The following is a 25,992-nucleotide window of genomic DNA, read 5'->3' on the forward strand; positions in this document are numbered from 1 at the left end:
AAGCACACAGGAAGGTTCGGTTCATGTCTGCAGGGATGAGTTTCGATCTGACCGAGGATCAAGAGGTGATCCGGAAGTCGGTCGCCGAGTTGGCCGGTCGCTTCGACGACCACTATTGGATGGAAAAGGATCTCGCACACGAGTTCCCGACCGAGTTCTATCAGGCCATCGCCGACGGCGGCTGGCTCGGCATGACCATCCCGGAGGAGTACGGCGGGCACGGACTGGGGATCACCGAGGCCTCGATTCTCCTCGAGCAGGTCTCGCGTTCGGGTGGTGCGATGAACGCGGCGACCGCCATCCACCTCTCGATCTTCGGTATGCAACCAGTGGTCAAGCACGGGTCCGACGAACTCAAACAGCGGACGTTGCCCCGCGTGGTGAACGGTGACCTGCACGTGTGTTTCGGCGTGACCGAACCCGGTGCGGGCCTCGACACCTCGCGCATCACCACGTCCGCGCGCCGCAAGGGCGACGGCTACGTGATCAACGGTCGCAAGGTGTGGATCTCGAAGGCGATGGAGGCCGAGAAGATCCTCCTGCTCACCCGGACGACGCCCTATGACGAGGTCGAGAAGAAGACCGATGGGATGACGCTGTTCCTCACCGATCTCGATCGCGCGCACGTCGACATCAGGCCGATCAAGAAGATGGGCCGCAACGCGGTCACCTCCAACGAGGTGTTCATCGACGACCTGTACGTGCCGGAGGAGGACCGGGTGGGTGAAGAGGGCAAGGGCTTCAAGTACCTCCTCGACGGTCTCAATCCGGAGCGCATGCTCATCGCGGCGGAGGCGCTCGGGATCGGCCGGGTCGCACTCGACCGCGCGGTGTCCTATGCAAAGCAGCGCGAGGTGTTCGACCGTCCGATCGGGATGAACCAGGGCATCCAGTTCCCGCTGGCCGACTCCCTCGCGCACCTGGATGCGGCGGAACTGGTGTTGCGCAAGGCCACGTGGCTCTACGACAACGGGAAACCCTGTGGTCGAGAGGCCAACACGGCCAAATATCTCTGCGCGGATGCAGGTTTCACGGCCGCCGACCGTGCACTGCAGACCCATGGCGGCATGGGGTACTCGGAGGAGTACAACGTCGCACGCTACTTCCGCGAGGCGCGTGTCATGCGGATCGCGCCGATCAGCCAGGAAATGATCCTCAACTATCTGGGATCACACACATTGGGCATGCCGAGGAGTTACTGATGGGCCACAACACGATGTTCGACCTGACCGGCCGCGCGGCCGTCGTCACCGGCGCCGCCGGTGGCATCGGTTCGGCGGTGGCCGCGGCGCTGGCCACCGCGGGAGCGGCGGTCATGGTCACCGATGTGAACGAATCGGCGGCGGCCGAGGTCGCCGAGAAGATCTCGCTCTCTGGTGGCAAGGCCGACAGCATGGCGCTCGACGTCAGCGACCGCGACGCCGCCGACGCCGTCATGAGTCGCGCGGCGGCCTTGGGGGATGGGCACGTCCACATCGTGGTCAACAATGCCGGGGTGACGGCCCCGGCCATGTTCGCCGACACCACCCAGGACAGCATTCGGCGGATGCTCGATATCCACCTGATGGGTGCCTTCAACTGTTCGCAGGCGGCGTTGCCCCACTTGGCGACCGACGGCACCGGTCGCATCATCAACGTGACCTCGTCGGCGGGGATCACCGGCACACTCGGGCAGGTGAACTACTCGGCGGCGAAGGCCGGGATCATCGGTCTCACCAAGTCGCTGGCGCGTGAGCTGGCCCGCAAACAGATCCTGGTCAATGCGCTGGCCCCGCTGGCGGCGACGCCGATGACGGAGACCATCCGCACCGATGAGCGCTTCGCCCCGACCATGCTCAACCGGATTCCGTTGCGGCGCTGGGCCGAACCTTCCGAAGTGGCCGGCGCTTTTGTCTTCCTGGCCTCCGATGCGGCGTCGTTCATCACAGGACAGGTGCTGCCGGTCGACGGCGGCATGGTGATGTGATGTCGACACCGGTCGAGCGAATCGACACCGCGGGAACGCCGTCGGACGGGCCGCTGGCCGGTATCACCGTCGTCGCGCTCGAGCAGGCGGTGTCCGCGCCGATGTGCACGCGGACGCTGGCCGACCTGGGCGCCCGGGTGATCAAGGTCGAGAACCCCAACGGTGGGGATTTCGCGCGCCACTACGACGACGTCGCGAACGGCATGGCCGCCCACTTCGTCTGGGTGAACCGCGGCAAGGAGTCCATCACCATCGACCTCAAGTCGACTGCGGGAATGGCCGTGCTGCACCGGTTGCTCGACGGCGCCGACGTCCTGGTGTCCAACCTGGCGCCCGGTTCCACGGCGAAGATGGGCATCGGGCCGGACGATCTCGCGGACCGTCATCCCGACCTCATCGTGGTCGAGATCGATGGGTACGGCCCGGGCGGACCGTTGTCGCACAAGCGTGCCTATGACCTTCTCGCCCAAGCGGAGTCGGGTGCGTGCGCGATCACCGGATACCCGGACGCGCCCGCCAAGCCGGGGCCGCCGATGGCCGACGTGTGCTCCGGGCTCTATTCGGCGATCTCCATCCTGTCGCTGATGGTCGGACAGGGACGCGACGGTGAACGGCGGCAACGCGGGGGTGCCGTGGCGGTCAGTCTGTTCGACACGATGGCCGAACTGATGGGCTACGCGCTCAATTACACCCGGCACACCGGGATCGATCAGGAACCACGCGGTATGGGGTCGCCGGCCGTCGCCCCGTACGGCGCCTATGCCACCGCCGATGGCCAGAAGGTGGTGTTGGGTACCACGAACGACCGTGAGTGGAAGCGCCTCTCGACCGAGATACTCCAACGCGGTGACCTCGCGGCCGATCCCCGGTTCACCAGGAACGCGGGTCGGGTCGAACATCGCGACCAACTCGATGCGGCCATCGGTGACTGGTGCTCGAACCACGATCTCCTCGACATCCAGAAGGCCGCGGACGCGGCGGGCATCGGAAACGCGCGTTTCAATCTGCCGAGCGATGTGATCGCCCACCCGCATCTCGCCGAGCGCGACCGGTGGCGTGAGGTCGACACACCGAACGGGCCGATCCCGGCGATACTGCCACCGCCGGTGATCGCAGGCTTCGATCCCGTGATGGGTCCGATCCCCGGGCTCGGTGAGCACACCGACAGTGTGCTGGCCGGACTCGGACTCGGCGCCGACGACATCGCCGAGCTGCGCGCCCAGGGGGCGGTCGGTCCGGCGTTCGACCGATGACGGTCGACACCGCGGATTCGGGGGTGGTGGTCACCGACGACGCCACGGGCGTCCGAACCGTGACGCTGAATCGGCCCGGTCGGAAGAACGCCCTCGACTGGACGGCGTGGTGCGTGCTCCGCGACGTGCTGGAGGACACCGCGCGCTCGCACGGCCCCCGGGCCCTGATCCTGACCGGTGCCGGTGGCTCGTTCTGTTCGGGCGCCGACATCTCGAAGCCCGATCCGCGCCATCCCGTGGACAAGATGCGCATCCTGGCCGATGTCGCGATGGCAGTCCACGACCTGCCGATCCCGACGATCGCCAAGGTGGACGGGGTCGCGGTCGGTGCCGGGTGGAATCTGGCCCTCGGCTGTGACCTGGTGGCCGCCACCCCCGATGCACGCTTCTCGCAGATCTTCGCGCGCCGCGGCCTGTCCATGGATCTCGGCGGGTCGTGGCACCTCCCGCGGCTCGTCGGGCTGCAGCAGGCGAAGCGACTTGCGTTGTTGGCGGAGATGATCAACGCCGCGCAGGCCCACACGTTGGGCTTGGTGACCTGGGTGGTGGCCGCCGACGAGATGGACGCCTTTGTGGAGAAGATCGCGCAGCAACTGGCCGCAGGTCCGCCCGTGGCGCTCGCGCAGATCAAATCCCTGCTGAACGAGGGGGCGGATGGATCGCTGCACGAAGCACTGGCCCGTGAGTCGCGCGCGCAGGTGATCAATTTCGGGACCACGGACGCGGCCACGGCGTACGCCGCGTTCGCCCAGAAGAAGGAGCCAGCGTTCACCGGAGGTTGGGCAGTACCTCCGCCAGGGAGCGTGCCGCGCAACAAGATCGGAGAGAGTGGAAATGCGTGAAGTCGTCATCGTCGAAGCTGTTCGCACAGCGGTCGGCAAGCGCAACGGCGGATTGTCGGAGATGCATGCCGCAGACCTCTCCGCGGTGGTGCTGCAGGAGTTGTCCCGCCGCACGGGGATCGATCCGTCGGTCGTCGACGACGTCGTCTGGGGCTGTGTCTCGCAGGTCGGCGATCAGTCCAGCAACATCGGTCGGTACGCGGTGCTGGCGGCCGGATGGCCCGAGTCGATCCCGGGTACGACCATCAACCGCGCGTGCGGTTCCAGTCAGCAGGCCCTGGACTTCGCCGCCCAGGCCGTGATGTCGGGCCAGCAGGACGTCGTCGTCGCGGGCGGTGTGGAGGTGATGAGCCGGGTGCCACTGGGTTCTGCGCGCTCCACCGGGATGCCATACGGTCCCAAGGTCTTGGCCCGTTATGACGACTTCTCCTTCAACCAGGGGATCTCGGCCGAGCTCATTGCCGAGAAGTGGGGTTTGTCCCGCGCTGTCCTGGACGAGTTCGCGGTCCGGTCACATGAATTGGCCGCCGCAGCCATCGATCGAGGTGCGTTCGTTGAGCAGATCGTCCCGGTCGAGACGGGTACCGGGACGGTCTCGGTCGACGAAGGGGTTCGGCGCGGTTCCACCGTCGAGAAACTCGCCGGTCTCCGGCCGGCGTTTCGCGACGACGGTGTGATCCACGCGGGTAACTCGTCCCAGATCTCCGACGGCGCCGCTGCCCTGCTCATCACCACCCCCGAGCGTGCGCGCGAACTCGGCCTCACACCGATCGCGCACTACCGGGGCGGCGCGGTGGCGGGCGCGGACCCGGTGCTGATGCTGACCGGACCCATCCCGGCGACCGACAAGGTACTCGCGAAAGCCGGTGTGTCGCTGTCCGACGTGGGGACCTTCGAGGTCAACGAGGCCTTCGCGCCGGTGCCGTTGGCCTGGCTCGCCGAGACCGGTGCGCCGACGGATCGGCTCAATCCGCTCGGCGGCGCGATCGCTCTCGGACACCCGCTCGGAGGCTCCGGAGCGATACTGATGACCCGAATGCTGCACCATATGCGCGACAACGGCATTCGATACGGATTGCAGACCATGTGTGAAGGCGGAGGAACCGCCAACGCCACCCTGGTCGAGCTGACGGCCTGAGGGGACTCCGACATGCGACGTGGGATCTACCACGAGGATCACGAGGCGTTCCGTGCTCTCGTCCGGGAATTCGTGACGAAAGAGGTCGTCGGGGAGTACCCGAAGTGGGAGAAGGCCGGGCAGATGCCCCGCGACGTCTTCGCCCGGCTCGGCGAACTCGGTGTGCTGGGCATGGCCATCCCGGAGGAGTACGGCGGGGCCGGTCAGGAGGACTTCCGTTACAACGTGATCCTCCAGGAAGAGGCCTCCCGGGCGCTGGTCACCCTGTCGACGGTGCGCACCCAACTCGACGTGATCCTGCCGTACTTCCTGCGCTATGCGAATGCCGAGCAGCGTGATCGCTGGTTCCCCGGCCTGGCGACCGGACAACTGCTCACCGCCGTCGCGATGACAGAGCCGGGGACCGGATCGGATCTCGCAGGCGTGAGCACCAGTGCAGTCCGCGATGGCGATCACTTCGTCCTCAACGGCGCCAAGACCTTCATCACGGGTGGGCTGCTCGCCGATCTGGTCATCGTGGTCGCGCGGACCTCCACCGATCCCGAGAACCGCCGTGCCGGACTGAGTCTGCTCGTCGTCGAGGACGGGATGGAAGGCTTCGAGCGCGGGCGGGTGCTCGACAAGATGGGCTGCAAGGTCCAGGACACAGTGGAGTTGTCGTTCACCGATGTGCGGGTTCCGGTGACCAACATCCTCGGTGAGGAGGGCGCGGCCTTCGGATATCTGGGGCACAATCTGTCCCAGGAGCGGATGACCGTGGCGGCGGGTTCGGTCGCACAGGCGCGGGCGGCGCTCACTGCGACCATCGACTATGTCTCGGAGCGCAAGGCGTTCGGCAAACCGGTCTCCGGATTCCAGAACACCAAGTTCGAGCTGGCGTCGATCTCGACGGAGGTGGAGGCGGCGCAGGCGATGCTCGATCAGGCCGTCGTGGCTCTGGTGGAAGGGGAGCTGTCGGGTGCCGACGCTGCGCGGGTGAAGCTGTTCTGCACCGAGATGCAGGCCCGGGCCGTGGATCGGTGCCTCCAGCTGTTCGGCGGCTACGGATACATGATGGAGTACCCGATCGCTCGCCTCTACACCGACGCACGCGTGGCCCGGATCTATGCGGGGACGAGTGAGGTCATGCGGACCATCATCGCGAAATCGCTCGGGTTGTGATCCGCCGGTGAGTACCACGGTCCCGATGCGATCGATGTCCGACGACCTGAGGAGCCACTACTTGACGATGGGGTGGTGGAGCGATGAGTCGCTGGGGACGATGCTCGGCCGCGGATTGCACGAGCATGCCGACCTCGGGTTTCACGTCCACTCGAAGGTGCGGCCCTACACCGGAACTCTCGCCGATGTGGAGCTGGTGGCTCGCCGCTTGGCCGCGGGCCTCCGGGCGCGCGGTGTGGGGCCCGGCGACGTGATCGCCTTTCAGTTGCCGAACTGGATGGAAGCGGCCGCAACCTTCTGGGCCTCATCGATTCTGGGCGCCGTCGTGGTCCCCATCGTGCACTTCTACGGACCGAAAGAGGTGGCGTTCATCCTCTCAGATGCGCGGCCGAAGGTCTTTGTCACCGCCGAGCAGCACGGACGTATGACCTACGATCCGGCGGTGAGTGCCGACGTGCCCATCGTCGGCGTCGTCGGCAGCAGTTTCGAGGGACTACTCGAGGACGAACCGTTGGGTGGTGTCCTCGACGTGGACCCCGGTCATGCGGCACTGATCGCCTACACCTCAGGGACGACCAGCGACCCGAAAGGTGTGGTTCACACGCATCAGACTCTCGGATTCGAGACTCGCCAGCAGATCGCCAACTACCAGCCGGACCGCGGTCGCCAGCTCAACGCGCTTCCGGTCGGACACTTCATGGGCATGCTGACAGCGTTCTTGATACCGATCCTCGAAGGCACCCCGGTCGACCTGTGCGACGAATGGGATCCGAAACTGGTGCTCGGCCTGATGGACTCCGACGGCATCGGCTTCGGGGGCGGACCGACGTACTTCGTCACCAGTCTGCTCGATCACCCGGATTTTCGCAGCGACCACCTGAGGTATGTCAGCCACATCGGGCTCGGGGGATCCACGATTCCCGCTGCCGTGACCAGGCGTCTCACCGACCTCGGTATCACCGTGACGCGGGCGTACGGCAGCACCGAGCATCCGTCTGTGACCGGTACGAGTGGTTCTGCGCCGCAAGACAAGCGACTGTGTACAGACGGAACGCCACGAATCGGGGTCGAGATCCGATTGGGGGACGACGGCGAGGTCTTGAGTCGCGGTCCGGACCTGTGCCTCGGCTATACCGACGAAACCCTGACCGCCGGTGCTTTCGACGACGACGGCTGGTACCACACCGGAGATATCGGCGCGATCGATGCCGACGGCTACCTGACCATCGTCGATCGCAAGTCCGACATGATAATTCGTGGTGGAGAGAATGTGAGTGCCGCCGCGGTGGAAGAGGTTCTGCTGACCTTGCCCGCCGTCGCGGACGCGGTGGCGGTGTCTGCTCCGGATGCGCGTCTCGGAGAGCGTGTTGCGGCGGTGGTGCGGCTGCGCAGTGGTCATCCGATGCTCACCATGGAAGAGTTACGAGCGCATTTCGAAGAATCCGGCGTGGCACGCCAGAAGTGGCCGGAGGAGATCCACGAGGTCGAGGACTTTCCGCGCACTCCGTCGGGCAAAGTGCAAAAGCATCGAGTCCGTGAGTTGGTTGCCCGGGCGGGCCGCGGATAACCGATTCGCTGATCGAATCGGTGCTCGCCGCACTGCGCCTACACTTCGGACTGATCCGTGGCTACGGTGTTCAGCCGGTCCAGTACAGACGCCGGCGCATAGTTGGCCCAGCCGTTCTCGGGCCAGTTGAACCATCCCGATGAGGCGAGAGTGCCACCGTCGGGGTGCAGGGTGGTGCCGGTGATGTAGCTCGACAGTCCCGAGGCGAGGAACACCACGGCGTTCGAGACGTCCGACACCTCGCCCACGCGCCCCATCGGGATCGCGATGCGAGCGCCGGCCGCCGTGGCCATCGGTGGGGTCTCGCCGTGCCCGAACTTCGCGAGATTAGGGGTCGGGACGAAGTCGGGTGCGACGTTGTTGACCCGTATCCGATCGGGTGCGACCTCGATCGCCAGCGTCCGGGAGAACTGCTCGACGGCGGCTTTCGCCGCCGCGTAGACAGCGAATCCGGGTGCGGCACGATGTGCCTCGATGGTGGTGATGTTGATGATGCTGCCGCCTCGCCCGGCCGCCTGCATACGCGGCACTGCCAGTGAGCACGCATGTAGAACATGGTGAAAATTGGTGCGCAGCAGAGCATCCCAGCCCTTGGGAGTGCTGTCGACGAAATCGGCACGAAAGGTGCCACCCACAATGTTCACCAGGATGTCGACCCGGCCCCAACGCTCGGCCACCGTACCGAACAATGCCTCGAGTGCGCCCGGGTCGCGAGCGTCCCCGCAATGCACGATCGCGTCATGTCCCTGCTCGGTGAAAGCTCGGCGTAACACATCCGCCGCTGTCTCGTCGATGTCGATCACGGCCGGGCGAACGCCGTTAGCGGCGAGGTCCCGGGCGATACCCTCGCCGAGTCCGCCTGCGCCGCCGGTGATCACGGCCACCGCGTCGTCGAGTCGGCTCCGATCGTCGAACCAGCTCACGAGATCACCGCCCTCCGGCGGCCAGGTACGTGGCGCCGAACGCGTCGAGGAAATCGGCGGTTGCGGAGAAGTCGGTGGTCCCACTCGACACCAGGATCCAGGTGACACCGACCTTCTCGAGCTGCGCGAATGCTTCCCGGTGTCGGTCGGCGTCGGCGGCAGGATCGGCGATCCCCGCTGCCTGGTAGGAGTAGAGGACGTCGATCGGCTCGGTCCGGCCGGCCGTGTCGGCGGCGCCACGTAGTTCGGCGATGATGTCGCCGAGTTCCGATCCCGGATCGAGCATCGGGGTCCGGGCAGTCGAACTCAACTGCGCGCCACCGGTCATCGGCATCCAACCCTGGCCCGCCCGGGCGACCCGGCGACGACTGAGCCGCGAGTTCCCGCCGATCCAGATCGGGATCGGTGTCTGCACCGGGCGGGGGCGGCACATCACGTCGCGGGCGCTGAAATGCTTGCCCTGGAAGCTGAACGGCTCTCCACTCCAATGCCGTGGGAGGACGTCCAGGGCCTCGTCGAGCAATGCGTTGCGCTCCGCGATGTCGACGCCGAGGGCATGGAACTCGCTCTTCTGATACCCGGCTCCGAGTCCGAGGATCAGCCGCCCGCCGGAGAGGGTGTCGAGAGTCGCCGCGGATTTCGCCAGCAGCAGCGGGTTCCGGTACGGCGCCACGGCGAGATAGGTGAGGAGTTTCAATCGTTGCGTTGCGGCGGCCACATAGCCCAGCGTGACGAACGGATCGAGGGTCTGATGACCGCCGGTGGCCAGCCACCTGGCGCCGGGAGCAGGATGCTCGCTGAGCGAGAATGCGTCGAATCCCGCGTGCTCGGCGCGGACGGCCACCTCCTTGATCCCACCGGCGGCGAACAGATCGCCGTCGGGGCCACTGGTCTCTGGGTAGTGATAAATGAAGCGCATGATCTCCTCGTGTTAGAGCTCTGACGTGCACGGTTTGCCGGACGTGTTCGACGGATGCCGCAGATCCTCGCGCGCAAGTCTGCCGAGAACGATACTATCGCGACGGGAGAGCTTCATTCTCGCGATTCCCGATCGGGCGGCCCACGTTGCCCGATCGTCTGGTGTGACCGCAGCATTGATTAATCTCAGAAGAGACGCTTGTCACATCACCGAAACCTACCTACTATGTGTTCACTAGGTTGGATTCGGGCAGCCCCCCGAACTTGTTCACTGGTCAGTCAGGAACGACATTGTGAGTCAGGCGTCTGGTACACGTCCGTATGACGCACTCCTCGCCAAAGGTGAGGAGCGCAAGCGACGCATCCTGGAAGTGGCACAGCAGTTGCTGGGCCGAAACGGATGGCGCAATACGACGCTGGCCCAGATCGCGGCGGAGGCGGGCGTGACGCCTGCGGGTCTCCTCCATCATTTCGAGTCGAAGGCGCAGCTGCTCCACGCGGTGTTGGAGCTTCGTGACGCCGACGACGACGAGCACGCGGATCGCACGGGCGACATCCTCGAGCAACTCGAGAACGTCGCACTTCGATTCGAACGGTCACCGGAGCAGGTCCGGATGTTCACCGTGTTACAGGCGGAGAACCTCGAACCGGACGCGCCGCTCCATGACCGGCTGTTGTTCCGTTATCACGCGGCGGTCGAGACCGTGGCCGAGGGAATTCGGCGTGGTCAGCGTGAGGGGCGCTTCCGTTCGGACCTGGACGTGGCCGCAAAGGCCGTGGAAGTCATCGCCTTTATCAATGGAATGGAAACATCATGGTTGCTCGATCCGACAATTCCACTGGTGCCCGTATTCCGGGAGTACACGAGATCTCTCGAGCGCGAACTGTCGCGAGGCGTCGTCCCTTGCGCTACCGGCTCGCAGTGATCGCCACCGATCCGTTGGAGGCGATCGAACACGCGGGTGGCTGGCTGTTCGATCAGTCGATGGCCGGCTGGGATGTCTCGGTCCACGTGATCGAGGAAGGGGACACCCGACCGTTGGCGATCCTCGGCGCACCGCTCTTCGATCTCAGGGATTCCCTCGTGGGCCGGCAGGCTTTCGATCAGCCCGGCGCCGGCCCGTGGCCACAGGCCCTGGCGATCTCGGCGAGGGTCTTCGCCGCCGACGAGCGGATCCGGGCCGGGGCCACATCGGTGATCGATCGGGGACTCGCCGACATTCGACTGTGGGGCGAGGGGTTGCCGATGGAGCTGGACGAGCGTTGCCTGACCACCTCGCACCGGCTCAGTTGTGCGGCACAGGCATTCAAACGCCAGGCCTTCGCGGCGGCCCACGTCGACCCGGACTTGCTGACTCCGGTCGAGTCCTTCCGGATGGTGGCCGACCACGCGATGACCCCGCCGCTCGGCCTGGTTCCGGCGAGCTGACACCTCTCGGTCATGGTCGGGGGACGTCGCCGCACCGCTCAGGGAATCGGTGCGGCGACGTACGGCATCGGTGACCTCCCCGGCAGAACGACGAGTTCGGTTCCCGGACTTGGCCTCAGGAGTAGCTCCTCGATGGCGGCCGCGACCTCGTCTGCGGTCAGCATGGGTATGCCGGCGGCCTGGAACCGGTCGCGGGCAGGCGAGGTGAGGGGAGTGTCCACGAGCCCCGGGCACACCGCGGCGAGACTGATTCCCTCACGTGCCAACTTTCCCGACAGTGCGCGCACGAGTCCGATGACCGCATGTTTGGTCATCGTGTAGATCGGGTCCTGCTCCACCCCGTGGAGCGCCGCGAGTGATGCCGTGACGGCGATCGACCCACGCCCTCGTCGCCGCATGACGGGTAATGCGGCGCGCAATCCCCACACGACCGCATGCTGGTTGACACCGACCACTGCGCGATATCGGTCGCGATCGAGAGATGCCGGGTCTTTGTCGACGGAGTTCATGCCGGCGTTGAGGACCAGCAGATCCAGATGGTCCCCGGCCACCTCGACGGCACGTTCCGAGGTCTCGGGTTCGGTGAGATCACCCAGCACCGCCTGACCGCCGACCGCGGCCGCCACCTCTTCGACGCGCGGGTTCTGGTCGACGAGGACGCATCGGTGTCCTGCCGCGGACAGTCGGCGTGCGGTGGCGGCGCCGATGCCTCCGGCCGCACCGGTGATGATTGCAGTGTCAGGCAACGGAGATCTCCTCATTCGTGTGGTGTGCCAGGGTCGAGACCCTCCGGGCCGCGGACGCGGATGAGGACCTTCCCGATCGCCCGGCCGTCGGCGACCGTGCGTAGGGCCTGTGCGGCCTCGTCGAGGGGGAACTCCGCACCCACGTGCGGGACAACCTGACCCGAGCCGAGAAGCTCGCGCAGCTCTGCCTCGTTCCGGGTGAACTCGTCGGCCGCGATGTCCCCGAACTGGAACCCGAGAATCTGAATTCCCTTGACCAGGACCAGATTGAGGGGAATGCGGGGTATCGCGCCAGATGCGAACCCGATGGTCACGAAGCGACCGCCGCGGCACAACGAACGCAGCGCCGGTTCCGACAGGGACCCGCCGACCGGATCGATCACCGCGGCCGCTCCCCGGGGGAGTAGAGCCTTCAGGGATGTGCGCAGGTCGGCCTCTCGATGATTGATCAACCCCGTCGCTCCGTATTGTTTTGCCGCGTCGAGCTTTTCCTGCGATGACGCGACTGCGATGACCTCGGCCCCAAGAGCTGTTCCCAGGCCGACAGCGGCGAGGCCGACGCCACCGCCGCCGCCCAGCACGACGATCGAATCGCCCGGCTCGACCCGCGCGACCGACCGAAGCGAGTGGTATGCGGTGCGGTACGCGACGCCGGCCGCGGCCGCCAGACGTGTGTCGATGCCATCCGGGACGTGGCTGAGCGAGCGCGTCTCGGTCACCACCTCGGCAGCGAACGCGCCGAACAGACCTGTCCCCATCACCCGGTCGCCGATCGCGAACCCGACATCCTTGCCGCCGACTTCGGAGACGATGCCGGCGAACTCACTGCCCGGTATGAACGGGGTCGGGACCTTCACCTGATACTCGTTCGCCACGACCAGCACGTCAGGGAAGTTCACAGCGGCGAAATCGACCTGGACCCGCACCTGACCTGCCGACAATGCGGGAACCGGGACCTGCTGGACAGTCACGCTTTCCGGCAGGCCATGACTCGCGCACACGGCCGCGCGGATCGTCACCTCAACGGCCCTTCCACTGCGGGTCCCGCTTCTCCATGAACGCGGTGGCCCCTTCGATCGCGTCCTTGCTGGTGAAAACCACCGACTGCCAATGCGACAGTCTTTCGGTGACCGTGGTCGGGTCGGTCACCGCCAGCCGGACCAACTCCTTGCAGGCGGCGAGGCTCAACGGCGCGCACGCACCCACGCGCCGCGCGTAGTCGAGGGCGGTGGCGATGAGGTCGGTGGCATCGACCACCGCGTTCACCAGCCCGAGGTCGTAACCTCGCTGGGCACTGACGAACTCCCCGGTCATGGTCATCTCCAACGCGGCGCCGATTGGGATTCGGGTGCCGATGTTGGTCCCGCCGCCGCCGGGAAACAGGCCGCGTCTGGCCTCGGGCAGTCCGAATCGTGCCTCACGGCAGGCGATGATGAGATCGCAGCCGAGGAGTAGTTCGAGACCGCCGCCGATGGCGGCACCGTTCACCGCAGCGATGATCGGAATCGGTGTCTCTCCCCGGGTGAGTCGGTAGTACGCCTCCGTGGCGGGATCCGATCCGCTGCCCACGTCGCCACCCTCGGCGAAGGCGCGCAGGTCCATGCCGGCGCAGAACGCGCGGTCGCCACTGGCGGTCAGCACGATCGCCCGGGTGTCCGTATCGCTCTCCGCTGTGAGCAAGGCATCACCGATCGAGCGGATCAAGCTCCCGGTGAGGGCGTTTCGCGCGTCGGGGCGGTTGAGGGTCAACACGACGACCTGGCCGTGTCGCTCGTGCAGGAGCTCCTCGGTGGCGGTCGTCATGACCGGTAGTCCGTGGATTCGGCGAGGTCGGCCGCCGACCGCATCAACTCGGGCACGATCGCCCCGAACGCCTGGAGCTTGTGGTCGTCCCCGGCACGTTGGAAGCCCTGTTCGAGAACGATCGCCAGCTTCCATTTGGCCAGCACGAGATAGTAATCGAGATCGTCGACCTGACGGCCCGAGACCTCCGCGTAGTGCTGCACCATCTGAGCTCGTGAAGGCATACCGCGGAGGTCGACATAGCTGGACTCGGAGGCCTTCTCGGAGGAGGTGTCCGCCGGCCAGCCCTGGACCATCCAGGCGAGATCGAGCTTGGGATCGCCGACGGTCCCCATCTCCCAGTCGACGATGGCGGCGAGGCGCGCGGGTGTGCCGTCGCGGAACATGACATTCGCGAACTGATAGTCGCCGTGCATCAGCCCGGGGATGAAGTCGATCGGTCGGTTGTCCTCGAGCCATCGGGTGGCGACATCCATCCCATCGAGTTCGCGGCCCTTGATGCGCTCGAAGAATCCCGTCCAGCGGCTCACCTGGCGCTCATGGAATCCGTCGGGCCTGCCCAGTCCCTCGAGACCGCGCGCACGCCAATCCACCTTGGAGAGAAGGGCGATGCCCTCGGCGAGCTGATAGCCGAGCTGCGGTCGCATGGTGAGATCGGAGGTGAAGGGTTCGGTCCACCGCTTGTGCTCCATGGGTGACCAACCGTCCACGAATCCCATGAGATAGAACGCTCTGCCGAGGACCGAGGCATCCTCGCAGGCCGCGATCGCCGTGGTGTGCGGGACGTCGGTGCCATCGAGCGCCTCGATGATGCGCCATTCACGCAGGATCCCCTTGTCCCGGTCCTTCGGGGCGGCCGCCGGTGGGATGCGGATCACGCAGCGCTCCTCGCCGCGGCGGATCTCGTAGATCTCGTTCTGCGTCCCGCCCGAGAGGAATCGGGCCTCGATGGGTTCACCCTTGCCTGGTAGCCCGGTGCCGTCCATCCAGTCGGCCAGTCGTTCGGTGTCGATCATCGGTTACCCACTTCGTGTTCGAGGAACTCGGCATACTTCTCGCGTGCGGCCGCTTGCTTCTTGGGGATCCACTCGGTCGGCCAGACGTCGTCGGTCGGTGAGTGATCCCGGAGCACCTGCCGCGCAACAGTGGTCTTGTGCACCTCGGTGGGACCGTCCGCCAGACCCATGACGCCTGCACCGTGGATCATCATGAAGAACGGCATCTCGTTGGTGACCCCGAGCGCGCCGTGTACCTGCATGGCCCGCCAGGCGATGTCGTGCAGCACGGTGGGCATCACCACCTTCACCGCGGCGATGTCCTTTCGCACCCTCTTGTAATCCTGGTACTTGTCGATCTCCCAGGCGGTGTAGAGCACGAACAGCCGGAACTGTTTGAGCTGCGCATACGAATCGGCGATGTAGCCCTGGACGAATTGCTTGTCCGACAACGTGCTGCCGGCGGTGACGCGGCTCAGTGCCCGCTCACACATCATGTCCAGCGCCTTCTGCGCCAGTCCGATGGTGCGCATCGCGTGATGGATACGTCCACCACCGAGGCGCGTCTGCGCGATCGCGAACGCCTGCCCGGCCCCGCCGAGCAGATCATCGTCGGGAACGCGAACGTTGTCGTAGTGGATCAGGGCGTGGGAGCCGCCGTTCATCGGTTCGCCGTACAAGCCGACATTGCGCACGATCTCGATGCCGGGTGTGTCCGACGGGACGAGGAACATCGACATGCCCTTGTACACACTCACATCGGGATCGGTCACCGCCATCACGATCAGGAACGACGACGTGGCCGCGTTGGACGAGAAGTACTTCCAGCCGTTGATGACCCAGCCGTCGCCATCGCGGGTCGCGCGGGTCTCGAACCTGCTCGGGTCCGCGCCGGCCTGCGGTTCGGTCATCGAGTAAGACGAGAAGATCTCGCCTTCCAACAGGGGGCGGAGATAACGCTCCTTCTGTGCGGAGGTACCGAAGTGCGCGATGATCTCGGCGTTGCCGGTGTCGGGAGCCTGACAGCCGAACACCACCGGCGCCCACGACGACCGCCCGAGGATCTCGTTGAGAAGTGCCAGCTTGAGCTGCCCGTGTCCCTGGCCGCCGAGTTCCGGGCCCAGGTGCGTGGCCCAGAGGCCCCGTTGGCGCACTTGTTCTTTCAGTGGGTCGATCGCCTTTCGGCGAGCGCCGTCCAGCGGGACGAACTGCTCGTGCGGCCAGACGAGGTCGAGTGGCTCCACCTCGGTCCGGACGAACTCGTCCGCCCAGTCCAGTTGTTCCTGATACTCCGGATCGGTCTCGAAATCCCATGCCATGTTGTCCCCTCTCTGCAATGAGAATATAGTTCTCGCAACACAGAATGCAATTCTGAATTGCCAGAACAGCCGAAGGATCGGGGAACGCGCATGTCGGACGGATCGGGGGTGGCCCGGCGGATCGCCGCACGGTCCGTCGCGAAGCGCGAGTCGGGCTATGCCGACGAGATCCGTCGGCTCATCGATGCCGGCCGAAACGTGATGGCCGAGTCGGGTTACGTGTCTGTGCCTCGCGTTGCAGACATCGTGGCCGCGGCCGGACTGTCGAATGACGCCTTCTATCGCCACTTCCGTTCGAAGGACGACCTGATCGCCGCGATCCTCGAGGACGGCACCGATCGGCTCTGCAGCTATCTGGCCCATCAGATGGGCAAAGAGGGGACTGCTCGTGGACAGGTCGTTCGCTGGGTGGAAGGTGTGCTGTCTCAGGCGCAGACCGACTCGGCGCAGACGACTCGTGCGGTGTTGTGGAACGTCGGGAGCGTGAACCAGGAGGTCATGTCGTCACCCCCGTCCGTCAACGCACGTCTCGCCGAACTGCTGCACGAGCCACTGCGCGAACTCGGCAGTGGGGATCCCGTTTTCGATGCGCGACTGATCTCGAACACCACTGTCGGGGCGCTGTCGGACTACTTGTGGCGCAAGGATTCGCCGACCGGGCATGACATCTCGCGGATCGTCTCGGCCTGTCTTCGGCTCGTCGAGTGACTCCCTGAACGCTGGTCGCCTCCGGTGACACGAGTTGGCCGCGGTGACGCGGGCGGTCATCGACCCGCGTTCACCCGGTCTGCCCCCGTGAGCTGAGTTGGTGAACATTCCGGCCTTCAGCTCTGTGCTGAGCGATCGCTCAGGATTCTTTCTCGAAACTCTTGTCGATCGCTTCGCGGAATGCCATTCTTTCTATGACAGAATTCTGTTCTTCTCCGGAGGGGGTGCCCGATCGTGAATGCTGCGCCGATGACACTCGCCTGGCACGCACTGCGGACCCCCACCAAGCCGGCGATCGTGATGGGAGCCGACGGCGAGACGGTGACGTTCCGAGACCTCGAGGTGCGATCGAGGCAGCTCGCCGGGGCTCTGCGGCAGCGGGGGATCGAGACGGGTGCCGTTGTCGCGATCCTCCTGGAGAACAACCGTTCCTACCTCGAGGTGACGTGGGCGGCACAACGCAGCGGCCTGTACTTCACCGCCATCAACAGGCATCTGACCGCCGCGGAGGTCCAGTACATCCTGGATGACAGCGGGGCGGTGGCCCTGGTGACGAGCGAGCGGCTGGCCGATGTGGTCGATGATCTCGATCTGAGTCGGATCTCGGTACGGATCTCCGCGAAAGGCGAGGTCGACGGCTTCGAGTCCTATGAGCAACTCCTGCGCGATTCGCCACCCACCCCTCTCGACGGTGAGTGCGAGGGACGCGAGATGCTCTATTCGTCGGGAACCACCGGGCTGCCGAAGGGCGTCCGCAAGCCGTTGCCGCTGACCCCTCTGGGAGATCCGGCCGCGCCGACCGTGCAGATCGCGGCAGGTCTGGCGATGACCGGGGATACCGACGACGCCGTGTATCTCTGTCCGGCTCCGCTCTACCACGGTGCGCCCCTGATCTTCTCGATGTCGTGGCAGCGGCTGGGCGCGACGGTGGTCGTCATGGAGCGCTTCGATGCAGCGCAGGGCCTGGATCTCATCGACAGGTATCGCGTCACCACCGGGCAGTTCGTGCCGACCATGTTCACACGATTCCTCCGGCTGCCCGCCGAAGAGCGGGAACGCCACGACCTGTCGAGTCTGCGAAACGTGATCCACTCGGCCGCACCGTGCCCCATCGGGGTGAAGGAACAGATGATCGAGTGGTGGGGTCCGATCATCAGCGAGTACTACTCGGGCACCGAAGATGTGGGGACCACCTTCATCACTGCGCAGGAGTGGCTGTCCCATCGGGGATCGGTGGGGCGCCCGATGGAGACGTGTCACATCGTCGGCCCCGACGGGACGGAACTGCCCCCCGGCGAGATCGGTGAGGTCTACTTCGAGGGCGGGCGTCCGTTCGAGTACCACAACGATCCCGGCAAGACGGCGGCGGCCACCAACGACAAGGGCTGGCGAACGCTCGGCGACATCGGACAGCTCGACGAGGACGGGTATCTCTACCTGACCGATCGGGCCGCGCACATGATCATCTCCGGCGGGGTGAACATCTACCCGCAGGAGGCGGAGGACGTGCTCGCCACGCATCCGTCGGTGGCCGATGTCGCGGTCATCGGGGTACCCGATGACGAGATGGGTGAGTCCGTGCTGGCGGTCGTGCAACCGGTCGACGGCGCGACCACGGGCGACGGACTCGCCGCCGAACTCCTGGAACACGTCCGATCCCGCATCGCGGGCTACAAATGCCCGCGGGCAATGGATTTCGTCGAATCGCTACCCCGGGATCCCAACGGGAAGCTCTACAAACGCAGACTGCGCGAAAAGTATTGGTCCGATCACGATTCCCTCGTGGTGTAGTCCGCGAGGTCACCCGAGTCAAGTGAGGTATCGAGGATGGTTGTACAGACAATAGTGGACGAGCTCGGCAAGCGCGCCGGATACGGTGACGTCATCCCGGTCATCGATCCGGTGACCGAGGAGCAGATCGCGGAGTTCACCGACGGCGGGGCCAAAGCCGTCGACGAGGCCGTCGCGAGGGCCCGGGAGGCCTTCACATCCGGTGTCTGGGTGGGCAAGGCCCCCAGCGAGCGCGCCAAGATCCTGTGGCGCGTCGCGGATCTGATCGACGACCGCGCGGCAGACCTGGCCGAGCTCGACTCGTTCAACACCGGGATGCCGGTCGACCAGGCGCAGGCGATCATGGGTACCGCCGCGGAGATGTTCCGGTATTACGCCGGCTGGTGTACCAAGATCAACGGCATCGCCCACGACATCCAGATGACGGGCGGGGTCGCGCAATTGTTCTCCAACGCGCACGGTTACACCCTGCGGGAGCCATATGGCGTTGTCGGACTGATCTTCCCGTGGAACGGACCCGTCTTCAACTGGGCGACCAAACTCGCACCCGCTCTGGCGGCGGGCTGCAGCTGCGTGGTCAAGCCCGCCGAGGAGACCCCGCTGTCGGCGATGCTGTTGCACAAGCTCCTCGACGAGGCGGGCGTCCCGGAGGGAGTCGTGAATCTCGTCCAGGGGTACGGGCACACGGCCGGCAAGGCCCTCACCGAACACCCGGATGTCGACAAGATCGCGTTCACCGGTTCCACCGAGGTCGGTAAGCAGATCGTGGCCGCCGCGGCCGGAAACCTCAAGCGGGTCACGCTCGAACTCGGCGGCAAGTCCCCGGTGTTGATCTACGACGATGCCGACCTCGACCAGGCGATCCTGATGGCGTCGATGGGAATCTTCATCCATTCCGGTCAGGGTTGTATCTGCGGGTCACGGATCTTTGTGCAGCGCGGGGTCTATGAGCAGGTCGTCGAGGGTATTGCCGGTGTGGCGAACGGTCTGCAGCTCGGCGGTCCCAAGGAGGAGAACGTCCACATCGGGCCGTTGATCAGTGAGAAGCAACTCAACCGCGTGATGGGCTTCATCGACGAAGGTAAAAAAGACGGCGTCGAGGTGGTGACCGGCGGACATCGTCTGGACCGGCGCGGGTACTTCGTGCACCCGACCGTGGTGACCGACGTCGATCCCGAGATGCGCCTGTTCCAGCGCGAGATCTTCGGCCCGGTGGTCGCGGTCCTGCCGTTCGACGACGACGACGAGGTGATCGCCATGGCCAACAACTCGAGCTACGGACTCGCGGCCACCGCGTGGACGAACGACGTGAGTCGCGCACACGGTCTCGCCAAGCGACTCGAGGCCGGCACGGTCACTCTCAACTGCCAGATGGTCTACGACCATGCGATGCCGTTCGGCGGCTACAAGCAGTCCGGATGGGGACACGAGTTCGGGCGTGAGGGCATCGAGGCCTACCTGCAGACCAAGACGGTCTACACCAAGATCTGACCCGGCAGACACGAGGAGCAGATCGCATGTCCGACAGACCCGTTCACCGCGTGGTGCAGTGGACCACCGGCAATGTGGGCCGCAGCTCGGTCGCGGCCATCGCGTCGAATCCCGACTACGAGCTCGTCGGCTGTTACGCCTGGTCGAAAGACAAGGTCGGGAGAGATGTCGGCGAACTCGCCGGCGTCGGGCCCGTGGGTGTAACGGCGACCGACGATGTCACGGAACTCTTGGGGCTCAAACCCGATGTCGTGGTCTACAACCCGATGTGGATCAACGTCGACGAGCTGGTCCGGATCCTCGAGTCCGGGATCAACGTGGTGGCCACCGCGTCGTTCATCACCGGACACAATCAGGGTGAGGGGCGCGAGCGGATCGCCGAGGCGTGCCGGCGCGGCGGAACGAGCATGTTCGGCTCGGGGATCAGTCCGGGTTACGTCAATCAGTTGTCGATCGTCGCCGCCGGGATCTGTGATCGCGTCGACCGGATCACCGTCAACGAGGCCGCCGACACCACGTTCTACGACTCCCCGGAGACCGAGAAACCGGTCGGTTTCGGCCGGCCTATCGATGATCCGGCATTGCAGACGATGACCGCGCAGGGCACCGGGGTCTTCGGCGAGGCCGTGCGCATGGTCGCCGATGCGCTCGGGATCGAGCTCGACGATGTGCGCTGCGACGCCGAGTATGCGCAGACCACCGAGGATCTGGACCTCGGTTCCTGGACCATTCCGGCCGGTTGCGTCGCCGGGGTCCATGCCGGCTGGAAGGGGATCGTCGGTGACCAGACGGTGGTGGAGATCAACGTGCGGTGGCGAAAAGGTCAGACGCTGCAACCTGATTGGAAGATCGAGCAGGACGGCTGGGTCATCGAGGTGGCCGGTCGGCCGACGGTGACGATGACGGTCGGATTCTTGCCACCGCCGGATTTCGAGGCGACCACGATGGAGGAGTTCATGGTGCTCGGGCACATCATGACGGCCACCCCACCGTTGAACGCGATCCCCGCCGTCGTCGCCGCACCGCCGGGGATCGTCACCTACAACGATCTCCCGCTGATCTTGCCGCGCGGAGTCGTCCGGCGCGACGGAACCTGAACAGACCGAAGGTAATTGATGACGAAAGGTTGGGAGACATGGGTGGACGCCTAGAGGGCAAGGTTGCCTTCATCAGTGGGGCAGCGCGAGGGCAGGGGCGCAGTCATGCGGTCCGGTTGGCATCCGAAGGCGCGGACATCATCGCGGTCGACGTCTGTGGGCCGGTCACCGCCGATTCCGCGATCGCCGCCGCCACCTCGGCAGATCTCGCCGAGACGGTGGAGCTGGTCAAAGGCCAGAATCGTCGTATCGTCGCGACCGAGGTCGATGTCCGGGACTACGACGCGCTCAAGGCCGCGGTCGACAACGGAGTCGAACAGCTGGGCCGACTCGACGTGGTTGTGGCCAATGCCGGAATCGGTAACGGCGGTGAGACGCTGGACAAGACCAGTGAGTCGGACTGGCAGGACATGATCGACGTGAACCTCGCCGGCGTCTGGAAGACCGTGAAAGCGTCTGTGCCACACCTGCTCGCGTCCGGAAACGGCGGGTCTGTCGTGCTGACGAGTTCGGTGGGTGGCGCCAAGGCGTATCCGAACACCGGCCACTACATCGCGGCCAAGCACGGCGTGATCGGCCTGATGAAGAGCTTTGCTGTCGAGCTGGGCGCCGAGTCGATCCGGGTCAACTCCGTCCTCCCCACGAACGTCAACACCCCGATGTTTATGAACGAGGGCACGATGAAACTGTTCCGGCCGGATCTGGAGAACCCGGGACCCGAGGACATGAAGATCGTTGCGCAGATGATGCATGTGCTGCCGATCGGTTGGGTCGAGCCCGAGGACATCAGCAACGCCGTGCTGTTCCTGGCGTCTGACGAATCGCGTTTCATCACCGGTGTTGCACTTCCGGTCGATGGTGGCAGCCTGCTGAAATAGCCCGACTGCCGCAATGGTCTCGCGGGCAACTGTGCTTACGGAACCCTTGTGACGGTGCTGTTCTGGATCCTCGGAGCGACCCACACGATGAGCTGATCATGGCACATCGTCTGGGTCGTTCCGGCATTCCAATGGTCGGGATGTGTAGACATACCTCCTCGAACCCTCTGGTTCCGTTGCGATAGTCCAGAAGTGGCTTTGTCCGTCGACCACGAGATCGGTTCTGGGCTTGCCGGATAGAACCGAACCTCCGCTTCGGTCACGCCGGCCATGTATGCATTCCTTTCGGCCGGCGATTCGTTGCGCTGGTCTACCAGCGAGCGGGAGGTGGGGTATCGATGGAGAGCGGGCGCTCGTAGGACAGATCGGTGCGGTCACGCGTGCCGACGTGATAACCCTGCGCGGTGAAGAATTCCGACTTCAGCACACGGGAGTCGGCGATGAACATCCCCTCGACCGTCGACCGTCGAACGGCGAGCCGCCACATCCCATCTCGGTGTTCCAAGCGGTCGAGGTAGCGGCCGGTGATGACTTGGGCGCTCTTGGTGTCGGGGCTGATCAGGATCACGATCACGTAGCTCTCGGCATGGGCGGTGTCACCGTCGATCTCGCAGGTATGGGTGGTGATGTTGTGGGTGTGGACCCGGGAGGTCTGGGCATGTGATCGGTTGGCCCACGCACCGTACTCGGGCCCGGAGTTGACGGAGTGACCGTGTTCATCGACGCCGTCAGCGTGATATGCGGCGGTGATCAGGTCGATGTCGTGACGGTCGCATCCGCGGGCATGTCCAGCGATGCAATCGAGGATCGCTGTGCGATCCATGAGATAGCGGACGTCCTGGCGCAAGGTGTCCAGGTCTGTGTCGACGGTCATCGGTCTCCAGCCGTTCGTGTTGACAGTGGCAGCGTCAGGCCGGGGCTACCGATGTGGGGATCCGACCATGACGATGACTATACAAATGTACAGCATCGAGAAGTGGAGAATGGGCCAAGTCGATCGACAGCGGAAACGATGGCAGCATCGACGCGGCGCGTCGGTGCCGAGACTTCCAAGACCGGGAACGCACTGCTGGACAGTGTCGAGACGATGATGCTCGACGTCGGCTATGCGGGAGAGCTATCGCGCGTTGGGCGCCGACGCGGGAGTCACACCGAGTTTGGTCCAGTACTACGTCCCGACACTCGACGACATCTTGCTGGTCGCGATTCAGCGCTGCTCGGAGCGCAACCTCGCGTTACTCGAGTCGGCACTCGCTGAGCGCAAAGAGGATCCGATCCGGGCGCTGTGGGAATTCGGTAGGGCTGAGGCAACCAGTCGGCTGATTGCCGAGTTCATGGCACTCGGCAATCACCGTAAAACCGGCTGCGCCGAGATCGCGGGTGTGACCGAGCGGGTGCGGCAGATGCAGCTCGATGCGCTCATCGCTGAGTACGGACGCGATGCCCGGCCTGACGGCCACCTGTCGCTGCCGGCTTTGCAGCTGCTGTTCAGCGGTCTGCCCAAGTTGCTCACGCTCGAGAAGGGCGTTGGTGTCGACACCGCCCACGACGAGGTCACTACGGCATTCGAGCAATACGTCGAGATGGTCGAGGACGGCGATCTCCCCACCGCGGCCGCGGGTGTCGCGAAGAGGTCGTGTGGACGCTCCTGAAGCGTCCTGGAAAAAGCGCCGCCCTGAGCGCGAACGGGATTCGTATCGGCCAATTCCGACGCTCATGCTGTACACACGTATAGCATGGGTGTCGGCGATCCGTGCACACGCCGGGTCGGTGACATCTGATTATGGAGGCGGCAGCGTGAGTGGACCATTGGAAGGGATTCGTGTCCTCGAGGTCGCGATGTACGGATTCGTCCCCTCCGCCGGCGCTGTGCTCGGCGAATGGGGCGCCGACGTCATCAAGGTCGAGCATGCCGTCACGGGCGATCCTCAACGAGGTCTGCGGCAGACCGGCATCCTTCGGGTCGAGGGGGACCCGAATCCGAACATCGAGCACGCCAACAGGGGCAAGCGCAGCATCGGGATCGACATGTCCGTCGCCGAGGGCAACGAACTGCTCCTGAACCTCGCCCGCAACGCCGACGTGTTCCTGACGAGCTTCTTGCCCGCGCACCGTAGAAGATTCGGCATCGACGTCGACGACATCCGTGCCGTCAATCCGTCGATCATCTACGCGCGCGGCAGTGCTCTGGGCCCTCGCGGCAGTGAGTCGGAAAAGGGTGGCTACGACATGACGGCGTTCTGGTGTCGCGCCGGTACTGCCGCGACCATCACGCCCCCTGGCGCGCCGGGCATGGTCCCGCCTCCGGGGCCCGCATACGGGGACACCATCTCGGGAACCAATCTCGCCGGCGGGGTCGCGGCTGCACTGATGCGGCGTGAGCGTACCGGTGAACCGTCCGTGGTCGACGTGTCGTTGCTCGGAAGTGGATTGTGGGCAATGGGGCACACGGTGGCGGTGACCAATCACCTCGACCAGGTGCTCGAGGCGCCGGCCCCGGGTATGCACGGTTCACCGGTCAATCCGTTGGTCGGCGTGTATCCCACTGCGGACGGGAGATTCGTCTCGCTGGTGATGATGCAGCCCACCAAGTTCTGGGCCGACGTCTGCCGGCACATGGAACTCGAGCACCTGATCGACGATCCGAGGTTCGCCACCTACGAGTCGATCGCCGAGAACACGGCCGCAGCCGTCGAGATCCTCACCGATGCGATGGGCAAACGGCCCTTGGCGGAATGGAGCGAGCGCTTCGCGACCCTCGAGGGGCCCTGGGCTCCGGTCCAGGACACACTTCAGGCCGCCAAGGATGCACAGGTTCGCGACAATGAGTACATGATTCGTGCCGGAGACCTCGAGTTGGTCGCGAACCCTGTGCAGTTCGATGTGGCCGCACCCCAGAGCGGGCCCGCCCCGGAGTTTGCCGCGCACACCGATGACATCCTGGCCGAGCTTGGACTCGACTGGGACCGGATCATCGCGTTGAAGGCGGCAGGCGCAGTCACCTGAGCCTGTGACTCGACTCAGCGCATGACGTGCGGATACTGGGTAGATGGATGCACGTCGAACAGATCCCGGTACGACGGCGGCTGCCGGTCGCCGTCGTCGCGGATGCCGTATCGGGTGGCAAGTTCGGCGCCGATCAGGGTCTGGCCGCTGACCTTCATGAGGTCGGGGTCGTTGAAGAGCGCCCAGATGACATGCCCCGTGAGTTCCGGGGTTTCGGCACTGTCGAGGATGTGTCCGAACTTTTCCGGCTTCGCGGCGATGATGGTGCGTACGCGTTCGGTGAGCAGGGAGCCCATCCAGAGCGAGATCGATGCCACGTCGAACTCGGAAAGGTCGTGCGCCATGTCGGCGGCCATCTTGTCGATTCCGGCCTTCGGGACGCCGTACGCCGGACCGAATGCGTAATGTACTGAGCCCGAGGAGGATGTGAAGATCACGAGGCCACGTCGGTGCGGAATCATCAGAGGCGCCGCGAATACGGTTGCGACGTAGCTACTTCGCAGACCGACGTGGAATGTGTCGAGCACGCTCAGCGGCTCGTCCCAGAACTTTGTGCGCCCCATCATCTCGTCGCGGATCGTCGCGGCATTGTTGACCAGGATGTCGAGCCTGCCGTGCTCGTCGGCAATCCGCTCGAAGAGCTGACGGACCTGTTCGTCATCGCCGTGATCCACTCGGACGGGGATGCCCGTACCGCCCGCGGACTCAACGAGTTCGGCGGTGTCGTGAATCGTTCCGTTCAGTGACGAATCACTCTGGTGTTCACTTCGTCCCGTGACATACACAGTCGCACCGTGGCTCCCGAGGGCATGGGCGATGCCCCTGCCTGCTCCGCGGCTGCCTCCGGTGACGACGGCGATGGGTGCGTTGTCGCTCATGCTTCTGACTCCTGTGCCAAGACGTTCGAATCGGACTCCGAGTCCGCCGAAGCGGCTCGGTTGTGTGATCTCGAGCGTATGCT

At 65.2% G+C, this 25,992-nt stretch carries 24 protein-coding genes and 1 pseudogene; 16 read left to right on the plus strand and 9 right to left on the minus strand.

All coding sequences use genetic code 11. The annotated features are described in order from the left end of the window. Positions 1-23 precede the first annotated feature (23 nt). The 7 genes from ACLQ3I_RS17230 to ACLQ3I_RS17260 are packed head-to-tail and all read left to right on the plus strand — an operon-like array spanning position 24 to position 7,927. Positions 24-1,202 carry an acyl-CoA dehydrogenase family protein gene (locus ACLQ3I_RS17230; RefSeq protein WP_425803496.1) on the plus strand — a complete coding sequence of 393 codons (1,179 nt, stop codon included), beginning with the start codon at positions 24-26 and terminating at the stop codon, positions 1,200-1,202. Then, on the plus strand, positions 1,202-1,966 hold the full coding sequence (locus ACLQ3I_RS17235; protein ID WP_425789330.1) for an SDR family NAD(P)-dependent oxidoreductase: 765 nt from the start codon (positions 1,202-1,204) through the stop codon (positions 1,964-1,966). Before ACLQ3I_RS17230 ends, ACLQ3I_RS17235 begins: the two co-directional genes overlap by 1 nt. Continuing rightward, positions 1,966-3,219 carry a CaiB/BaiF CoA transferase family protein gene (locus ACLQ3I_RS17240; protein WP_425803498.1) on the plus strand — a complete coding sequence of 418 codons (1,254 nt, stop codon included), beginning with the start codon at positions 1,966-1,968 and terminating at the stop codon, positions 3,217-3,219. The genes ACLQ3I_RS17235 and ACLQ3I_RS17240 overlap by 1 nt, the downstream gene beginning before the upstream one ends. Continuing rightward, positions 3,216-4,061 carry an enoyl-CoA hydratase/isomerase family protein gene (locus tag ACLQ3I_RS17245; RefSeq protein ID WP_425803501.1) on the plus strand — a complete coding sequence of 282 codons (846 nt, stop codon included), beginning with the start codon at positions 3,216-3,218 and terminating at the stop codon, positions 4,059-4,061. The genes ACLQ3I_RS17240 and ACLQ3I_RS17245 overlap by 4 nt, the downstream gene beginning before the upstream one ends. After that, complete coding sequence (locus ACLQ3I_RS17250; RefSeq protein WP_425803504.1) at positions 4,054-5,199, plus strand: thiolase family protein; 1,146 nt, start codon at positions 4,054-4,056, stop codon at positions 5,197-5,199. The genes ACLQ3I_RS17245 and ACLQ3I_RS17250 overlap by 8 nt, the downstream gene beginning before the upstream one ends. A gap of 12 nt (positions 5,200-5,211) precedes the next feature. Next, a complete protein-coding gene (locus tag ACLQ3I_RS17255; protein WP_425789322.1) occupies positions 5,212-6,360 on the plus strand; it encodes an acyl-CoA dehydrogenase family protein in 1,149 nt (382 codons plus the stop codon). 25 nt (positions 6,361-6,385) lie between these two features. Continuing rightward, positions 6,386-7,927 carry an AMP-binding protein gene (locus ACLQ3I_RS17260; protein ID WP_425803581.1) on the plus strand — a complete coding sequence of 514 codons (1,542 nt, stop codon included), beginning with the start codon at positions 6,386-6,388 and terminating at the stop codon, positions 7,925-7,927. Between the two features lie 38 nt (positions 7,928-7,965). Here the strand turns inward: ACLQ3I_RS17260 and ACLQ3I_RS17265 are convergent, their stop codons facing one another. Continuing rightward, positions 7,966-8,850 (minus strand): SDR family NAD(P)-dependent oxidoreductase, encoded by an 885-nt coding sequence (locus ACLQ3I_RS17265; protein ID WP_425803506.1) that lies wholly within the window; start codon positions 8,848-8,850, stop codon positions 7,966-7,968. A gap of 4 nt (positions 8,851-8,854) precedes the next feature. Continuing rightward, complete coding sequence (locus ACLQ3I_RS17270) at positions 8,855-9,769, minus strand: LLM class F420-dependent oxidoreductase (protein ID WP_425789318.1); 915 nt, start codon at positions 9,767-9,769, stop codon at positions 8,855-8,857. A 292-nt stretch (positions 9,770-10,061) separates the two neighbouring features. Here ACLQ3I_RS17270 and ACLQ3I_RS17275 point away from each other — a divergent pair, with 292 nt between their 5' ends. Beyond that, complete coding sequence (locus ACLQ3I_RS17275) at positions 10,062-10,694, plus strand: TetR/AcrR family transcriptional regulator (RefSeq protein WP_425789316.1); 633 nt, start codon at positions 10,062-10,064, stop codon at positions 10,692-10,694. Then, the gene (locus tag ACLQ3I_RS17280; protein ID WP_425789314.1) at positions 10,691-11,197 is read left to right on the plus strand and encodes a hypothetical protein; all 507 of its coding nucleotides are present in this window, start codon (positions 10,691-10,693) and stop codon (positions 11,195-11,197) included. The genes ACLQ3I_RS17275 and ACLQ3I_RS17280 overlap by 4 nt, the downstream gene beginning before the upstream one ends. A 38-nt stretch (positions 11,198-11,235) precedes the next feature. Here ACLQ3I_RS17280 and ACLQ3I_RS17285 read toward each other — a convergent pair whose 3' ends face one another. From ACLQ3I_RS17285 to ACLQ3I_RS17305, 5 genes are read right to left on the minus strand one after another with little or no spacing between them, the layout of a single operon-like run. Continuing rightward, on the minus strand, positions 11,236-11,943 hold the full coding sequence (locus tag ACLQ3I_RS17285) for an SDR family oxidoreductase (protein WP_425789312.1): 708 nt from the start codon (positions 11,941-11,943) through the stop codon (positions 11,236-11,238). 11 nt (positions 11,944-11,954) lie between these two features. Beyond that, a complete protein-coding gene (locus ACLQ3I_RS17290; RefSeq protein WP_425803583.1) occupies positions 11,955-12,956 on the minus strand; it encodes an NADPH:quinone oxidoreductase family protein in 1,002 nt (333 codons plus the stop codon). Positions 12,957-12,963: 7 nt separating this feature from the next. After that, positions 12,964-13,746, minus strand: a complete 783-nt coding sequence (locus ACLQ3I_RS17295; RefSeq protein ID WP_425803509.1) for an enoyl-CoA hydratase/isomerase family protein — start codon at positions 13,744-13,746, stop codon at positions 12,964-12,966. Beyond that, on the minus strand, positions 13,743-14,762 hold the full coding sequence (locus ACLQ3I_RS17300; RefSeq protein ID WP_425789308.1) for a phosphotransferase family protein: 1,020 nt from the start codon (positions 14,760-14,762) through the stop codon (positions 13,743-13,745). Before ACLQ3I_RS17300 ends, ACLQ3I_RS17295 begins: the two co-directional genes overlap by 4 nt. Beyond that, entirely contained in the window at positions 14,759-16,060 is a 1,302-nt protein-coding gene (locus tag ACLQ3I_RS17305; protein WP_425789306.1) for an acyl-CoA dehydrogenase family protein, read from the minus strand. Before ACLQ3I_RS17305 ends, ACLQ3I_RS17300 begins: the two co-directional genes overlap by 4 nt. A gap of 90 nt (positions 16,061-16,150) precedes the next feature. Between ACLQ3I_RS17305 and ACLQ3I_RS17310 the strand changes: the two genes are divergently transcribed. The 5 genes from ACLQ3I_RS17310 to ACLQ3I_RS17330 all read left to right on the plus strand — a co-directional run bounded on the left by ACLQ3I_RS17310 (position 16,151) and on the right by ACLQ3I_RS17330 (position 22,025). Continuing rightward, positions 16,151-16,768 (plus strand): TetR/AcrR family transcriptional regulator, encoded by a 618-nt coding sequence (locus ACLQ3I_RS17310; protein WP_425803511.1) that lies wholly within the window; start codon positions 16,151-16,153, stop codon positions 16,766-16,768. 249 nt (positions 16,769-17,017) lie between these two features. After that, a complete protein-coding gene (locus ACLQ3I_RS17315; protein ID WP_425803513.1) occupies positions 17,018-18,559 on the plus strand; it encodes an acyl-CoA synthetase in 1,542 nt (513 codons plus the stop codon). Between the two features lie 36 nt (positions 18,560-18,595). Beyond that, on the plus strand, positions 18,596-20,050 hold the full coding sequence (locus ACLQ3I_RS17320) for an aldehyde dehydrogenase family protein (RefSeq protein WP_425789300.1): 1,455 nt from the start codon (positions 18,596-18,598) through the stop codon (positions 20,048-20,050). Between the two features lie 26 nt (positions 20,051-20,076). After that, a complete protein-coding gene (locus ACLQ3I_RS17325) occupies positions 20,077-21,147 on the plus strand; it encodes a dihydrodipicolinate reductase (protein WP_425789298.1) in 1,071 nt (356 codons plus the stop codon). 38 nt (positions 21,148-21,185) lie between these two features. Continuing rightward, positions 21,186-22,025 carry a mycofactocin-coupled SDR family oxidoreductase gene (locus tag ACLQ3I_RS17330; protein WP_425803515.1) on the plus strand — a complete coding sequence of 280 codons (840 nt, stop codon included), beginning with the start codon at positions 21,186-21,188 and terminating at the stop codon, positions 22,023-22,025. A gap of 310 nt (positions 22,026-22,335) precedes the next feature. Here ACLQ3I_RS17330 and ACLQ3I_RS17335 read toward each other — a convergent pair whose 3' ends face one another. Next, positions 22,336-22,899 carry a nuclear transport factor 2 family protein gene (locus ACLQ3I_RS17335; RefSeq protein ID WP_425789294.1) on the minus strand — a complete coding sequence of 188 codons (564 nt, stop codon included), beginning with the start codon at positions 22,897-22,899 and terminating at the stop codon, positions 22,336-22,338. Between the two features lie 138 nt (positions 22,900-23,037). Between ACLQ3I_RS17335 and ACLQ3I_RS17340 the strand changes: the two are divergent. Both ACLQ3I_RS17340 and ACLQ3I_RS17345 read left to right on the plus strand, forming a co-directional pair. Further along, a pseudogene (locus ACLQ3I_RS17340) lies at positions 23,038-23,677 on the plus strand (TetR/AcrR family transcriptional regulator). 145 nt (positions 23,678-23,822) lie between these two features. Beyond that, a complete protein-coding gene (locus ACLQ3I_RS17345; RefSeq protein ID WP_425789290.1) occupies positions 23,823-25,031 on the plus strand; it encodes a CaiB/BaiF CoA transferase family protein in 1,209 nt (402 codons plus the stop codon). Positions 25,032-25,045: 14 nt separating this feature from the next. Here ACLQ3I_RS17345 and ACLQ3I_RS17350 read toward each other — a convergent pair whose 3' ends face one another. Further along, on the minus strand, positions 25,046-25,909 hold the full coding sequence (locus ACLQ3I_RS17350) for an SDR family NAD(P)-dependent oxidoreductase (protein WP_425789288.1): 864 nt from the start codon (positions 25,907-25,909) through the stop codon (positions 25,046-25,048). Positions 25,910-25,992 lie beyond the last annotated feature (83 nt).

The organism is Gordonia sp. DT101, from assembly GCF_049844895.1.
GTDB lineage: Bacteria > Actinomycetota > Actinomycetes > Mycobacteriales > Mycobacteriaceae > Gordonia.